Source organism: Rhizobium sp. 32-5/1 (genome assembly GCF_029537235.1).
Classification (GTDB): domain Bacteria; phylum Pseudomonadota; class Alphaproteobacteria; order Rhizobiales; family Rhizobiaceae; genus Pararhizobium.
Window position 1 is genome coordinate 1,825,902 of the sequence record NZ_CP120638.1, and the last position, 15,416, is coordinate 1,841,317.

The 15,416-nt window shown below is 61.3% G+C and carries 10 protein-coding genes and 4 pseudogenes; all 14 read right to left on the reverse strand.

The window, feature by feature from the left end; all coding sequences use genetic code 11:
- Positions 1-48: 48 nt before the first annotated feature.
- On the reverse strand, positions 49-1,644 hold the full coding sequence (gene lnt, locus P6U16_RS09400) for an apolipoprotein N-acyltransferase (RefSeq protein WP_277703518.1): 1,596 nt from the start codon (positions 1,642-1,644) through the stop codon (positions 49-51).
- Positions 1,645-1,784: 140 nt separating this feature from the next.
- Positions 1,785-2,962 (reverse strand): annotated as a pseudogene (locus tag P6U16_RS09405) (hemolysin family protein).
- A 12-nt stretch (positions 2,963-2,974) separates the two neighbouring features.
- Positions 2,975-3,481: an rRNA maturation RNase YbeY gene (gene ybeY / locus P6U16_RS09410; protein ID WP_277703519.1), complete on the reverse strand. Its 507-nt coding sequence runs from the start codon at positions 3,479-3,481 to the stop codon at positions 2,975-2,977.
- 17 nt (positions 3,482-3,498) lie between these two features.
- The gene (locus P6U16_RS09415) at positions 3,499-4,554 is read right to left on the reverse strand and encodes a PhoH family protein (protein ID WP_071835561.1); all 1,056 of its coding nucleotides are present in this window, start codon (positions 4,552-4,554) and stop codon (positions 3,499-3,501) included.
- A gap of 30 nt (positions 4,555-4,584) precedes the next feature.
- Positions 4,585-5,984 (reverse strand): annotated as a pseudogene (gene miaB, locus P6U16_RS09420) (tRNA (N6-isopentenyl adenosine(37)-C2)-methylthiotransferase MiaB).
- 54 nt (positions 5,985-6,038) lie between these two features.
- Entirely contained in the window at positions 6,039-6,827 is a 789-nt protein-coding gene (locus P6U16_RS09425; protein ID WP_277703520.1) for a 1-acyl-sn-glycerol-3-phosphate acyltransferase, read from the reverse strand.
- A gap of 66 nt (positions 6,828-6,893) precedes the next feature.
- Complete coding sequence (locus P6U16_RS09430) at positions 6,894-7,388, reverse strand: N-acetyltransferase (RefSeq protein WP_277703521.1); 495 nt, start codon at positions 7,386-7,388, stop codon at positions 6,894-6,896.
- Position 7,389: 1 nt separating this feature from the next.
- Positions 7,390-8,055, reverse strand: a complete 666-nt coding sequence (tsaB, locus tag P6U16_RS09435) for a tRNA (adenosine(37)-N6)-threonylcarbamoyltransferase complex dimerization subunit type 1 TsaB (RefSeq protein ID WP_277703522.1) — start codon at positions 8,053-8,055, stop codon at positions 7,390-7,392.
- A 41-nt stretch (positions 8,056-8,096) separates the two neighbouring features.
- Positions 8,097-8,666 (reverse strand): NifU family protein, encoded by a 570-nt coding sequence (locus P6U16_RS09440; RefSeq protein ID WP_277703523.1) that lies wholly within the window; start codon positions 8,664-8,666, stop codon positions 8,097-8,099.
- A 132-nt stretch (positions 8,667-8,798) separates the two neighbouring features.
- Positions 8,799-9,290 carry a universal stress protein gene (locus P6U16_RS09445; protein WP_277703524.1) on the reverse strand — a complete coding sequence of 164 codons (492 nt, stop codon included), beginning with the start codon at positions 9,288-9,290 and terminating at the stop codon, positions 8,799-8,801.
- A gap of 54 nt (positions 9,291-9,344) precedes the next feature.
- Positions 9,345-10,408 (reverse strand): annotated as a pseudogene (gene trpS / locus P6U16_RS09450) (tryptophan--tRNA ligase).
- A 110-nt stretch (positions 10,409-10,518) separates the two neighbouring features.
- Complete coding sequence (locus tag P6U16_RS09455) at positions 10,519-10,971, reverse strand: VOC family protein (RefSeq protein WP_349017694.1); 453 nt, start codon at positions 10,969-10,971, stop codon at positions 10,519-10,521.
- Positions 10,957-12,516, reverse strand: a pseudogene (gene murJ, locus P6U16_RS09460) (murein biosynthesis integral membrane protein MurJ); the annotation flags it as partial. The gene P6U16_RS09455 and the pseudogene murJ, both read right to left, overlap by 15 nt.
- Complete coding sequence (locus P6U16_RS09465) at positions 12,513-15,362, reverse strand: [protein-PII] uridylyltransferase (RefSeq protein ID WP_277703525.1); 2,850 nt, start codon at positions 15,360-15,362, stop codon at positions 12,513-12,515. The gene P6U16_RS09465 and the pseudogene murJ, both read right to left, overlap by 4 nt.
- Between the last annotated feature and the right edge of the window lie 54 nt (positions 15,363-15,416).

Consider the following 15,416-nt stretch of genomic DNA (forward strand, 5'->3'; position numbering starts at 1 on the left):
GGTGAAGATCGATGGCTGACACCACTATGCAATTTTAGGGGTTTTCGGTCAATTATCCCGAAAAATAAAACCACTGCGGGAAGTTAGCGCAACCGTTAGACCAAGAAGGGCGAGCAACCGGAAAATCCAGCGCCGTTGCGCTGGTGCGACCATCAAGGGCTCTTTTCCCGGCAAAATTGTGTCCAAGAACCCTTTTTCGTTGTAGGACAACCCCGACACCACCGCTCCACGGGCATCGACCATTGCGGAAATTCCACTGTTTGCGGCGCGGATCAGCGGAATTCCGTTCTCGACCGCACGCACTTGCGCCTGCTGGAAATGCTGGTAGGGTCCGGGCGTATTGCCGAACCAGGCATCATTGGTGACGTTAAGCAGGGCCGAGGTGGCAAGCGCGCCATCACCGATTTCCTGCGGGAATATCGCCTCGTAGCAGATCAACGGATAAAACGTCGGCCCTCCCGGCAATGTCAGCAGCGAGCGCGTGACTGCGGGCGAGAACCCGCCCGGCATGGCTGCGGCGATGGCGTTCAGTCCAAAGGAAGACAGCAGGTTTTCAAACGGCAGGTATTCACCGAAAGGGACGAGGTGCACCTTGTCCGAGGCGCCGACGATCTGTCCGCGATCGTCGATGACATAGATCGAGTTATAATATCGCGGCGGAAGGCCCGCGCCGGCATTTTCGGCGCGCACAGCCCCGGCAATCAGTATCTGTCCGTCCTGGAGCACGTCCGAGATGCGCAGCAAGGCATCCGGGTTCTCCGTGAGGATGAAGGGGACGGATGTTTCCGGCCAGACGATAATATCCGGGCGCTTTCCGCCCTCTGGCGGCGCGGCCGCCGTCAATGCAAGGTGTTCTTCAAAAATACCTGTTCTTTCAGAGTCATCGAGCTTCGCGGCCTGATCAATTACCGGCTGAACAAGGCGGACCACAGTTTGGGAATCCGCGGGCGGCGGCGCCGGTTGCTGGAGCCTCCAGACGCCGTAGCCCAGATGGGCGCAGACAAGCAGGACGGCAAGGAAAAGCCCCGGCAGTCTGCCCTTTCGCGTAAAAATGAGCACCGGGGCAGAAAACACAAAAACGGCCAGCAGGCTGATGGACGAAAGGCCGAGAACACCTGATGACTGCATCATCAGCGGCATCGGCATAGCCGCGTAGCCGATCGCATTCCAGGGAAAGCCAGTGAGCAGAAAACCGCGAAGCCATTCGGCAATGCCAAACGCTACAGCAAGCGAAGCGATGCGGCCCATGCCGTCCGACCAGATTGATCGAGCGCCGGCTGCGGCTAGCCCATAGTAGACGGCCAGCACTGCCGGCAAACCGACGACGGCCAGAGGCAGGGCCCAGGCGAACTCGTCCGCCTCGACGAGCAGCGCATTTCCCAGCCACCAGATACCCCCGAGGAAATAACCGAAACCGAACCACCAGCCGACCGCAAAAGCAGGAAACGACCGCCTGACAATACCGGCATCCGGATTGCCGGACGCGCCATCCAGCAGCAGGACAAGAAGCGTGAAGGAAAGAAAGGGAGCGGCAAATATGCCAAGAGGAGGCAAAGCCAGAACAGCGAACGCGCCGGCCAAAAATGCAACCAAAGCGCGTCGCCATCCCGATAGCAACATGATGCTGCCAGCAAGCACTTCCATGCAGTTTCCCCCAATTTTGCCCCATCGCCGCGCCGAATTGACGAGCAAGATAAAAAGCGTAGACGACGACCGAGCGAATCAATCGTGCCGCAGTCTTCCAAAAAGCGGGTGCTTGTCGTGCTGACAGGTGGCCGATCGGGCTATTCGTTCGAGGTCATTTCGCCCTGGAGTGCGGAATTGGGCGTTTTACCCTGTTCCGGCGCTATCTCTTCGCCCTTGGCGGGTACGCGGCGACGTGCTGGCGGGCGCTTGCGGACAATCCGGACGCGCTTGACCCGACGCGGATCGGCATCAAGCACCTGGAATTCAAACCCCGGCAAAGCCTGAACGACTTCACCACGGGCAGGAATGCGCCCAAGCGATGCAAAGACGAGTCCGCCCAGGGTATCGACATCGTCGATCAAATCGCGCACGTCGAAATCCGAACCGATCGCTGCTGCGATTTCTTCCAGTTCCACACGGGCATCGGCGACAAAGACGTCATCCGAGGTCTTGGCGAACATGACCTCTTCGTCGTCATGTTCATCCTCGATATCGCCAACGACCATTTCGACGATGTCTTCGAGAGACGCGAGACCATCGGTGCCGCCGTATTCGTCGATCACCAGCGCCATCTGAATGCGGGCCGCCTGCATGCGCTGCATCAGGTCGGACGCGTGCATGGAGGGCGGAACGAACAGGACCTGCCTGATGATTCCGGCCTCCTCGACGGTTTTGGAAAGATCGACCCGCGCGAGATCGAAACCGGCCTTCGGCTGGCGCGGCGCGGGCTTGTCTGATTTTTCACCCGCGGCAGCGTTAGTAGCCGTCGCGGCAGTTGCTGCCTTCGCGCCGGTGCGCCGTTTGTTCCGGGCCTGCTTTGCAACATAGGACAGAAGATCGCGGATGTGAACCATCCCACGCGGATCGTCCAGGCTATCGCTGTAAACAGGCATGCGCGAGCGGCCGGATTCCTCGAAGATGATCATCAGTTCGCCGATGGTGATATCGAGATCGACAGCCTCGATATCCGCGCGCGGAACCATCACGTCTTCGACACGCACTTCGCGGAAGCGGAGGATATTGTTGAGCATGGCGCGCTCGGCCGGGGAAAAGGCCGTATCACTGCCGGCATCCGTCATCAATGCGTCGGCAATGTCTTCCCGCAGATTGGAACCATTGCGGCTGCGCAAAATCCGCGCCGCACGTGCCCAGAATGAGGAGGAAGATCGAGTACCCCCTCGGATTTCTGGGCATAACTACTACTGCCTGCTTCGCTTTCCGAGGCTTCTGCCCCGTCCGTATCAGCCACTACGGCCTGCGCTCTAAATTCGCTCATTGTTCCAAACTGTCATATAGGGTCGGTTTCCCCGTAGGGGTCAGATAGACCAAGGCTCGCCAAAATGCGAGTCTCAAGGCCTTCCATTCTTTCCGCATCATCCGATTCAATGTGATCATAGCCAAAAAGATGCAAAAATCCATGGACGAGAAGATGGGTGAGATGCTCGTCGAACGTCTTGCCCAGTTCTTCCGCCTCGCGCACCAGCGTTTCATGCGCCAGAATGATATCGCCGAGCATCGGCCCGGGCCGCTTGCCTGGTGTCAGCGGATAGGCTGGAAAAGACAGCACATTAGTGGGCTTGTCCTGGTTGCGCCACTCGGCATTGATCGTCCTTATCGAGGCGTCATCGGTGAAGACCAGCGAGACCTCCGTCGCCATTTTCGGAAAAGGTTGCTTCTCCGAGGTCTTCAAAAATGCTGCACTTTCGCCCAGCACTCTCTGACACAGGGTGTCGAGTTCATCCTCGGAGGGCCAGCCGCCCTCCTCCACGCTGATCTGAATATCAAGAGCCGTCATGTCAATCGACGACCGCCTTAGCGGTCGCTTTGCTCGCTTTCGTCGTGAACCGCGGTCTGCGCTTCATAGGCGCGCACGATGCGGGCGACCATCGGATGACGGACCACGTCGACATCCTTGAACCGGGTGACCGAAACGCCTTCGACGCCTTTGAGGATCTGAAGCGCCTCAACGAGGCCGGACTTCACGCCGCGCGGCAAGTCTACCTGGCTCGGATCGCCGGTGACGATCATGCGGCCATTTTCGCCGAGACGCGTCAGGAACATCTTCATCTGCATGGATGTCGTGTTCTGCGCTTCGTCGAGAATGACGACGGCATTGCCGAGCGTGCGGCCGCGCATGAAGGCGAGCGGCGCGATTTCGATGACGCCGGCGGTGATCGCCCGCTCCACCTTGTCGCCGGGCATCATGTCGTAGAGCGCATCATAGAGCGGCCGCAGATAGGGATCGACCTTGTCCTTCATGTCACCAGGCAGGAAGCCGAGCCGTTCGCCGGCCTCGACCGCCGGGCGCGAGAGCACGATGCGATCGACCGCGCCGCGCTCCAGGAGCTGCGCCGCATGGGCAACCGCAAGATAGGTCTTGCCGGTGCCGGCCGGGCCAACGCCGAAGACGAGTTCGGAGCGCTCGAGCGCACGCATATAGACATCCTGCGTCGGCGTGCGTGCCGCGATCGTCTTCTTGCGGGTCGAGATCTGCGCGAGGTTCAGCTTGGCCTTGCGTTCCATGGTCGGCAGTTGAAGCTGGTCGTCAGCGGCCAGCGCCATCCGGATCGCCCCCTCGACATCCGACGTCTCGACCGATCCGCCATTCTGGATGCGGCCATAGAGATAATCGAGTGCACGGCGCGCCTGGTTGGTCGCTGGAATATCGCCTGAGATCGAAACGGAATTGCCGCGCGGGCGGGCATCGACATGCAATCGCTCTTCGATCAGCTTCAGGTTCTGATCGAACTGACCGAACAGTTCGCTGGCATACCGGTTATTCTCGAATGTCAGCACGAAGTGATTGGCGTCTGTCGCAGATGTCTTTGACTGGCGCGGCGAGGATGAAACCAATTCGTGTCCGTTCAAGCGGTCAGGCTCCTTTGAGTGAACGGGCCCCTAGCTGATCGTCTCGGCGAAAAGGCTATTGGGGCCGGCACCGGTGATTCGTACCTTGATAATGTCACCGATTTGCGATGCTTTTGCATCAACATTCACAGACTGCAGCCAAGGCGAGCGTCCGATCAACTGCCCCGGCATGCGGCCCGGCTTCTCCAGCAGCAGATCGATCTCGCGTCCGATGCAGGCCTGCGCAAAAGCCCGCTGCTGGGAAAGCAGAAATTCCTGCAATCTTTCCAAGCGCTTGGCCTTCACCTCTTCCGGCACCTGATCGCCAAGATCGGCGCCCGGCGTTCCCGGACGGGTGGAATATTTGAACGAAAATGCCTGTGCATAACCGACCGTCTCCACCAGACGCATCGTGTCCTCGAAGTCTTCGTCGGTCTCGCCGGGAAAGCCGACGATGAAATCGCCCGACATGGCGATATCGGGGCGGGCCGCCTTGATGCGCGTGATCAAGGCGATGTACTCGGCGGTGGTGTGACGCCGGTTCATGGCTTTCAGGATACGGTTGGAGCCGGACTGGATCGGCAGATGCAGGTACGGCATCAGTTGCGGCAGGTCACGATGGGCCGCGATCAGCGTCTCGTCCATATCGCGCGGGTGGCTCGTGGTGTAGCGCAGCCGGGCAAGGCCCTCGATCCGGGCGAGAGCATGCAGAAGCTCGCCGAGCCCCCATTCCGCGCCATCGCCACCGAGGCCGTGCCAGGCGTTGACGTTCTGGCCAAGCAGTGTGATTTCGCGAACGCCGGCTTCGACCAGCTTTCCGGCCTCCGCAAGGATCTGCGCGACAGGCCGCGAGACTTCCGAGCCGCGCGTATAGGGAACGACACAGAAGGTACAGAACTTGTCGCAGCCTTCCTGCACGGTAAGGAATGCGGTGACACCCCGCGCCCTCGTCTTCGCCTTGTCCGGCGCCGGCAGGTGTTCGAACTTGTCCTCGATGGCATAATCGGTTTCCAGCACGCGCTCGCCGCGCCGCACGCGCTTCAGGGCTTCGGGCAGCCGATGATAGGTCTGCGGGCCGATGACGAGATCGACGGCCGGCGCCCGGCGCAGGATTTCGTCGCCCTCGGCCTGCGCCACGCAACCGGCAACGCCGATCATCATCTGGCGGCCTTCGCCGGCCTTCTTCTTCTTCAGATCCCGCAACCGCCCGAGCGCCGAATAGACCTTCTCGGCCGCCTTCTCGCGGATGTGGCAGGTGTTGAGGAGGACGAGATCCGCATCTTCCATGACGTCGGTGGAGATATAGCCGTCCTTAACCAGCGCGTCTGTCATCCGGTCGGAATCGTAGACGTTCATCTGGCAGCCGTAGGTCTTGACGAAAACCTTGCGGATCGGGGGATTTCCGCAGCCGCTTCCGGCTTGGCGGACAAAATGGCGATTTCTTGTGTCATGCCGGGTTCCATAGAGCAAACGGGGCTGAAATTGAAGCCCCTTGATCCCAGGCCTCAGCGCCCGCGCAGCTTGAGGCCGAGCATGGCACGGATGCGCGCCTCGATCTCGCGGCTGACCTGCTTGCGGTTGCTGGTCGCGGTGTAGGTGATCTGCTCGCCGAAGATGACATCGACATCCATCGCCCCTTCCCGCAAGACGCCGATCAGGTGCGGTGCAAGGCCGATATCGCCGGGCCAGGCCGCGACCGGCCGATGGTATCGGCCCATCGGCATGCCGTGAATGCCGGTATAGGCAATCGCCACCGGCTGGACATGCACGGCCCCGGTCGGCGAATGCGGAACGGCCGAGGCTGCGGCACCGAACAGGGAGGTCTTGACCTCGAGCAGCCGGTTGCCGTCCGAGGTCGTGCCTTCGGGGAAAAGCACGACGATCTCGCCAGCGGCCAGGCGCTGGCCGATCTCGTTGACCTGCGCGCCGGTGGTGCGCTTGTGATCACGATCGATGAAGATGGTTGCCTGGAGCCGGGCGAGAAGGCCGAAGATCGGCCATTTCTTGACATCCGACTTGGCGACAAAAACCACGTCGGCAATGGAACCCAGCACCAGGATGTCTTTCCAGGTCGCATGGTTGGAGACGAGAAGCAGCGGACGTTGCCGGTCCGGCGTGCCGTGAACCCTGACACGGATGCCGATCAGCGTGCAGGCCAGCCGATGCCAGATGCGCGGCAAAGTGCGGCGCGCCGGACGGTCCAGCGAGAGAAGAAGCATTTGCACCGGGGCCATGACCAGTGTCGCCAGCGACAGGAGAAACATCGCCAGCACGATGCGCAGCCAGTTGATCACGCAACGTCCCTCCGGCCAAGGCCGTGACGTCCCGGAAAGGTGGGGCTTCCAGCAGAGGCGCGTGCGCTAAGCAAGATCAAGCCTCATGACCAAGGCCGCCGTGCGGGCGCCATCGGCATTCTGGTAATAGGCGCGGCGCTCGCCGACCTTCAGGAAGCCGAGCTTTCGGTAAAGTCCAAGGGCGGATGTGTTGAATTCGTCGACTTCGAGGAACATCGTCTCGGCGCTGCGGGCGCGTGCCTCGCGCACCGCGGCCTGCATCAGCCGCCAACCGAGACCGGCGCGCGCATAGCGGCTATCGACACCGATGGTGAGGATTTCCGCCTCGCCGGCTGCGACCCGCGCCAGCACGAACCCTGCTGTCAGCGGGCGGCTTCCGGTATTCTGCTGCGCAACGAAGCCGAAAACCGTGTCCTGCACCAGAAGCGCATGCAGCTCGCCATCGCTCCAAGGCGAGGTGAAGCGTGCCTTGTGGATGGCAGCCGCCATGGGCAGGTCCGCCGTTTTCATGGCGAACATGTCAAATTCCGGTTTGCGGGTAAAATAATCCGTCAGTGCCATCTCACGCTCGTGCCACCGCAAAGCCGAGTTGCGGCTTTGCATCCGGGCCTCTCAGATATAGCGGCTTTGGCTTGCCGAAGGCTGGATCGGCGATCGCGCCCAGACGCGCGACGACGCCGATGTCAGCCAGATAGCGCGGCGCATCGGAATCAGTGTGTTCGCCAAGCAGCAGTTCCCGCGCCGAGCCGCAGACGACACCAACGAAACCGGATGCCAATTGGCGAGCTTCATCGACGGTATAGGCTGTCGCCTCGGCCATTGCCGCGCCTGAGGCATCGAACATCTGCCCATAGATTTCGTCGCGCTTGGCATCCATGACGGCAAAAACCGCTTGGGCCTGATGCACCTGCCGCGCAGCCCTGGCCAACACCGCAAGGCTCGATATGCCGACGGCGGGTACAGCAAGCGCCAGCGCAAACCCGCGCGCCGCCGCCACCCCGACGCGTATCCCGGTGAAGGATCCCGGACCGACAGTTACTGCGATCCGATCGACATCGGACAGTGTCTTGCCGCTTTCGACCAAGGCCTCATCAATGAAGCCCATCAGCCGCTCGGCATGACCGCGACCGATATCGGCACCGGTCATGGCCAAAACCACATCGCGATCACTGTCATAGACGCAGGCAAAACAGCCCGTTCCCGCCGTATCGAGGGCAAGAACGATCATGGCTGCAACAGGGCCTTGAGCCGGATAGACGGCATCATCGATCAGACCGCTTCGACGGCCTGAACCTCGGGAATGAAGTGATGCAGCAGGTTCTGCACGCCATGCTTCAGCGTCGCCGTGGAGGACGGGCAGCCCGAGCAAGCGCCCTTCATGTTGAGGAAGACGGTTCCGTCGCGGAAGCCCTTGAAGGTGATGTCGCCACCGTCCTGCGCCACGGCAGGGCGCACGCGGGTTTCGAGCAGCTCCTTGATGGTCGCAACGATGCTCTCGTCGCCTTCGGAGAAGAATTCCCCCTCGACATCATTGGCATCATCGCTTGCGCCGGCAACGGACATGATCGGCTGGCCGGACATGAAATGCTCCATGATCGAGCCGAGAATGGCCGGCTTCAGATGCTGCCACTCCTGCGCTTCCTTGGTCACGGTAACGAAATCATAGCCGAAAAACACGCCAGTGACACCGGGGATGGCAAACAGGCGGGCGGCGAGCGGCGAGCCGGCGGCAGCCTCTTCCTCGTCAAGGAACTCGGCCGTGCCGTTCTCCATGACGACCTTGCCGGGCAGGAACTTCAAAGTGGCGGGGTTTGGCGTGGCTTCGGTCTGGATGAACATCGTGGTCTCCGTCAGCCGGGGTCGTCGCGCGACCGGCTTGTTTAGAATTATTCAAAAGAATATATGCCGTTTGGACAGCCGCTTCAAGAGCGCAACGCGATGCTTTCACCGTCCTCAGGAGAGATTTTCCCCTTAGCTCAGCGCGTCGATTTCCTCGTTGGTGAGAAGATCGGGAATGACCGTGACCGGGATCGGAAAGGCTGCGGCCTTGCCGGCGATCGACGAGACGAGCGGGCCCGGGCCATCCTTGGCGGAACCCGATGCCAGAACCAGAATGGCGATATCCCGGTCTTCCTCGATCAGCGCATGGATCTGCTCAGCGGCGCTGCCTTCGCGGATCACCATTTCCGGCTCGATACCGATCGTCTCGCGCACCGTCTGGGCGATCTTGGCGAGAACCGCTTCCGCTTCCTCACGCGCTTCGGCCCGCATGATGCTTTCGACACCCAGCCATTGCTGGAAGTCGCCGTCGGCGATCACGTAGAGCAGAACCAGCCCGCCATTGGAATTCTTGGCGCGCAGGCCGGCATAATGAACGGCGCGGCCACATTCGGGCGTATCGTCGATCACCGCCATAAACTTGCGGCGGTGACCTTCCATTCTCGAGAGTCTTCTTGAAACCATGGCGGAACTTTTACACCCGTTCGAAATGGCTGCAAGAGGTCTTTTTCATCCCATCTACTGCAGGAAGCCGATGATCTCGCGCACCTGCTTCATGGTCTTCTCAGCCCGGGCGCGGGCCCGTTCGCCACCGTTGCGCAGGATGCCGTCAATATGGGTCGTGTCCTCCATCAGCCGGCGCATTTCGCCGGTGATCGGGGCAAGAACCTCGACGGAGAGATCGACCAGTGCAGGCTTGAACACCGAAAACTGCTGGCCGCCAAACTCGGACAGCACCTGTTCCTTGGTCTTGTCGGATAGCGCCGCATAGATGCCGACGAGATTGTCGGCCTCCGGACGGCCCTTGAGGCCCTCGACTTCGCTTGGAAGCGCATCCGGGTCGGTCTTGGCCTTGCGGATTTTCTTCGAGATCGTCTCGGCATCGTCCATCAGGTTGACGCGGGAGAGATCGGAGGCATCGGACTTCGACATCTTCTTGGTACCGTCGCGCAGCGACATGACGCGCGGTGCCGGTCCGCCGATCAGAGGCTCGACCGCAGGGAAAAGGCATGCACCGCCTCTTCGCCCACCATCGTATCGATGCCGTGGCCGGCCCGGCGGATGTGGCCGGAAAAGTCGTTGTTGAACTTCTGGGCGATGTCGCGGGCAAGCTCGAGATGCTGCTTCTGGTCGTCGCCGACGGGCACATGGGTGGCGCGATAGACGAGGATGTCGGCCGCCATCAGGCTCGGATAGGCGAGGAGGCCGAGAGAGGCATTTTCCCGGTCCTTGCCGGCCTTGTCCTTGAACTGGGTCATGCGGTTCATCCAGCCGATGCGCGCGACGCAATTGAAGATCCAAGCAAGCTCGGCATGCTGCGGCACGGCCGACTGGTTGAAGACGATGTGCTTTTCCGCGTCGATGCCCGAGGCGATGAAGGCGGCGGCGATCGCGCGGGTCTGGCTGGGCAGATCGTCATGCACCAACTGCGCCGTAATCGAATGCAGATCGACGACGCAATAGATGCAGTCGTTATTTTCCTGCAGCGCCACGAACTTGCGGATCGCGCCGAGATAATTGCCGAGATGAAGATTGCCCGTAGGCTGGACGCCGGAGAAAACGAGCGGCTGGAAGTCTGACATGATGTCCTCGATCTGGCTTGTGGAGGGCCGGGTATACCGAACTGGTCTCTGTTGATGCTGGCGGGCTTATGCAACGGCCTTGCCCGCCGATCAAGGGAAAAGCGGAGCCCTCAACCCGCGACCTGCAGCAGATCCCAGCTGTTGCCGAACGGATCGGCAAAGACGGCCACCGTCCCATAAGGCTCGCGGCGCGGCTCTTCGAGAAAGACGACGCCTTTTTCCCGCATCGCCGCGTGATCGCGGGTAAAATCATCGGTGAAGAGGAAAAAGCCGACGCGACCGCCGGTCTGGTTGCCGATCGCCGCTTCCTGTCGAGCGCCCTCGGCTTTCGCGATCACGAGCGCCGTTTCCGCAGCACCTTGCGGGCGAACCACGACCCAGCGCTTTCCTTCGCCCATGTCTGCATCTTCCAGCAGATCGAAGCCAAGGCTGCCGCAATAAAAGGCGATGGCGGCGTCGTAGTCAGGGACGAGCAAAGCAATGCGGGCGATGACCTGTTTCATGGCTGACCCCTCAGAGATCGGCGGGCGGCGCAGGGTCCGGGTGCCCGGCTTGCGCTTCATGTTGCGGCGGATCATCGACAGGTTGGCACCGCCGATCAGGAAGGCGACGCTGAAATAGACGACCATCGCCAGACCGATCAGCATCATCAGGGCGGCAAGCTGGATGAAGAGCGAGGATTCTGGCGCGAGCCAGCCGGCGAGATAGAGCGACGCGTAATTCAGCGCGACCGCCATGACGACCGTTGCCGCAATGAGCCGAAGCACGCGGCTGAACAGGGCGTTTTCCCAGGTCCAATGCCCGCGCTTTACGAGCGTGGCAAACAGGAGGATGGTCGTCACCCAGCCGGAGACGGCCTCTGCTGTTGCGATGCCGCGTTCGGCAAACAGCGGAAACAGCGAGACGGCCAGCGCGCAATTGACGACCACGGAGATGCCGATGATCTTCATCGGCGTACGCGTGTCCTCCCGCGCGAAGAAACCCGGATTGAGCGCCTTGATCATCACGAAGGCGGGAAGACCAAGACCGTAGATCGCCAATGTCGCGGCGACCGTCGATGTGGTGTCGACCGAAAAAGCCCCGCGCTCGTAAAGCACGCGGACGATTTCATCCGAGATGACCCAGAGCGCGCCGGCAGCCGGCAGCGTCAGGAACAGCACGAATTCGAGCGAGCGGTTCTGCAGGTTCGCCGCTTCGTTGACGTTTCCGCTGCGCAGAGCCCGCGACAATTCGGGCAAAAGGACCACGCCAACGGCGATGCCGACGACGCCGAGCGGCAGTTGATAGACGCGGTCGGCATATTGCAGGACCGAGATGGCGCCGTCTTTGGTGGACGCAATCATCTGGCCGATAAGCTGGTTGATCTGGGTGATGCCGCCGGTGACGGCAGCAGGAAAGGCGAGCCAGAGCAGGCGCTTGACGTTGGGTGTCATGCGCGGGCGCTTGAGGCTGAAGCTCATGCCGGCGGCGCGCACGCCGATATAGAGGACGGCCATCTGCAAAAAGCCGGCCGCAAGCACACCCCAGGAGAGATACCAAGCCGTTGCCAGAGGATCAGCACCGGTCCACAGGCCGTAGCCCAGCGCGCCGATCAGCGCGATATTCAAGAAGATCGGGGCAACGGCGGCGGCGAAATAATGCTGCAGCGAATTCAGCATGCCCGACAGCATCGCCGTCAGCGACATGCACATGAGATAGGGGAACATGACGATCGACAGCTTGACCGTGACGTCGAACTTCTCGGCGTCATCGACGAAGCCGGGCGCGATCACCCAGGCGACGATCCACGGCATGGCCAATTCCATGGCGATGGTGATCAGAAGCAGGACCGAGAACAGGACGCCGAGGACTTCCTCGGAAAAGCGCTTGGCGCCTTCGACGCCGTTGGCTTCGATCTCCTTGGCAAAAAGCGGTACGAAGGCAGCATTGAACGCGCCTTCTGCAAACAAGCGCCTAAACAGGTTGGGAAAGCGGAAGGCCGCGTAGAAGGCATCGGCCATCGGGCCGGTGCCAAGGGCCGCAGCCATCAGCGTTTCGCGGGCAAAGCCGAGGAAGCGGCTGCCGAGCGTGGCGCCGCCGACGGTTGCGAACTTGCGGACGAGGCTCATGATTCGGCTTTTGCCTTTCTGGCCGGCGCCAGCGTCCGGGGCGCTTGCTGGGGTGCGATCATGCCCGAAGGCATGCGGTCGCGCACCTCATCGGCCTCATCGGCCATGACGGCCTTCAGCCTTGCCGCGACATTGCTCTGGCGGCTTTCGCTGGTCACCTTCTGGCCGACAAGGTCGGTCACGTAGAACGTGTCGATGACCTTTTCGCCGAAGGTGGTGATGTGCGCGGACGCGATATCGAGCGAGAGATCCGAAAGCACCGCGGTCATTTCCGACAAAAGGCCGGTGCGGTCGAGGCATTCGACTTCAATGACCGTGAACTTGTTCGACAGCGTGTTGCTGATCGTTACCGCCGGCGTGACGGTAAAGGCCTTGTTGCGCTTGCGGCCCTTGGAGCGGCTGGCAATGACCTCCGGCAGACGTCGGGCGCCCGATAGCACGTCCTCGATCATCTTGCCGATGTTTGCCGCCCGCCGTTTTTCATCCTCGTCGACCGGAAATTCGCGGGTGATCAGGATCGTATCGAGCGCGCGGCCATCGGAGGTCGTGAAGATCTGCGCGTCGACGATGTTGGCGCCGGCCGCAGCACAGGCCCCGGCGATGACGGCGAGCAGGCGCGGATGATCGGGCGAGAGAACGGTGATTTCGGTGATCGCGTGAAACTGGTGGGTGCGCACCATCGTCGCCAGCGCCCGCCCGGCCTTGTCGGCCTCGCGGATGAAATGCGCATGGCGCAACTGGTCCTCGAGCGGCACCGACAGAAGGTAAGGCTGGTAATGGAGCTTCGTATAGGTCTTGCGGTCCTTCTGGCTCCAGTCGGACAAGGCGTTGAACAAGACTTCGCCGGCGTGTTTCGCCCGCTCCTTGCGCGGCACTTCGGAGAAGCCACCCGAGATCATCAGTTCGGTCTCGTAATAGAGCGTGCGCAAAAGCTGGCCCTTCCAGCCGTTCCAGACGCCGGGGCCAACGGCGCGGATATCGCAGACCGTCAGGATCATCAGCATCTTCAACCGGTCGAGCGACTGCACCCGTTCGGCAAAATCAACGATGGTCTTGCGGTCGTTGAGGTCGCGCGTCTGCGCCACCATCGACATGGTCAGGTGTTCCTCGATCAGCCAGGCGACGGTTTCGGTCTGCTTCGGCGTCAGCCCGAAGCGCGGCCCCAGCCGGCGTGCAACCTTAGCACCTGCGGTGGAATGATCTTCCGGTCGGCCCTTGGCAACGTCGTGCAGGAGAACGGCGACGAACAGGGCGGTGCGGTCCTCGATGCCGGGCATCAGCTTCACGGCGAGCGGGTGTACGTCCTCGTCCTTGCCCTGATCGACCCGCGACAGCACGTCGACCGCCCGCAGCAGATGCTCGTCCACGGTATAGTGGTGATACATGTTGAACTGCATCAGCGAGACAATCTTGCCGAATTCGGGAATGAAACGTCCGAGCACGCCGGCCTCGTTCATCCGCCGCAGGATCAACTCGGGATTGCGCCGCGAGGTCAGGATGGCGATGAACAGCCGGTTGGCTTCCTCGTCGTCGCGCAGCGCGGGCGTGATCAGGCTCAGCGAGCGGGTGACCAGCTTCAGGGCAGCAGGGTGGAACTCCAGCTTGTTGATGTCGGCGACGTGGAAGATGCGGATCAGATTGACCGGATCGCGCTTGAAGACATCCGGGCTCGAAAGCGCGATACGCCCGCCATCATCGACGAATTCCAGCGAACCGGCGATCTTGCGAACACGGTTGGTGAAACGGTTGAAAACCGCCGTCAGCCCCGGCAACTGCTTGGCCTGCTGGTCCTCCAGTGCCGCGCAGAAGATGCGTGTCAGGTCGCCGACATTCTTGGCGACGAGGAAATAATGCTTCATGAAGCGCTCGACGGCGGACAGGCCCGGGTGGTCATGATAACCAAGGCATTCGGCGATTTCGCGCTGAATGTCGAAGGAGAGGCGTTCCTCACCCTTGCCGGTCAGGAAGTGCATGTGGCAGCGCACCGCCCAGAGAAAATCGTCCGACTTCTGAAACAGCTTGTATTCCTGCCGCGAGAGAACGCCAAGCTTGATCAGGTCGGCGCTATCCTTCACCCGGTAGAAATATTTGGCGATCCAGAACAAGGTATGCAGGTCGCGCAGGCCGCCCTTGCCTTCCTTGACGTTCGGCTCGACCAGATAACGCGTGTCGCCCGCCTTGCGGTGGCGCTCATCGCGTTCGGCAAGCTTGGCGGCAATGAAATCGGGACCGGTATTCTTGACGATTTCCTCGTCGAACCGGGCGGCGAGTTCATCCGCCAGCTCGATCGAGCCGCAGATCAGGCGTGTTTCGAGAATGGCGGTGCGGATCGTCATGTCACTGCGCGACAGGCGGATGCACTCGTCCACGGTGCGGGTCGCGTGTCCGACCTTGAAACCGAGATCCCACAGGATATAGAGCATGAACTCGATCGCCGGTTCGGCCCATACGCCTTTCTTGAGCGGCAAAAGGAAGAGGAGGTCGATATCGGATCCCGGCGCCAGCGTGCCACGGCCATAACCACCGACAGCGGCGACAGCGATGCGCGCATGGGCCGGCGCATGGGAGGCGTCGAAGATTTCATTGAGCACGAAAGCATGCAGGACGGTGATCAGCTGGTCTTGAAGCCAGGAAATTCGCTGGGCGCATTTCAACCCGCTGCCGTCTTCGAGCAGCAGTTTGCGGGCCTTCTCGCGCCCTTCCAGATTGGCGGCGCGGAACGCTGACAGCAAGGCCTGCCGCATCGGATCGCGGGATTCCGCATGCGCCGAAGCGATGAAACCGCATTTGGCTTTCAGGGCCGCGACATCAAGAATTTCGGGAAATGCCATGTCTTGCTTGGCCATCAAATGCCGACCACTATCCTGTCCGACCTCAATCGCGAGCCGCTGCGTTTTCAT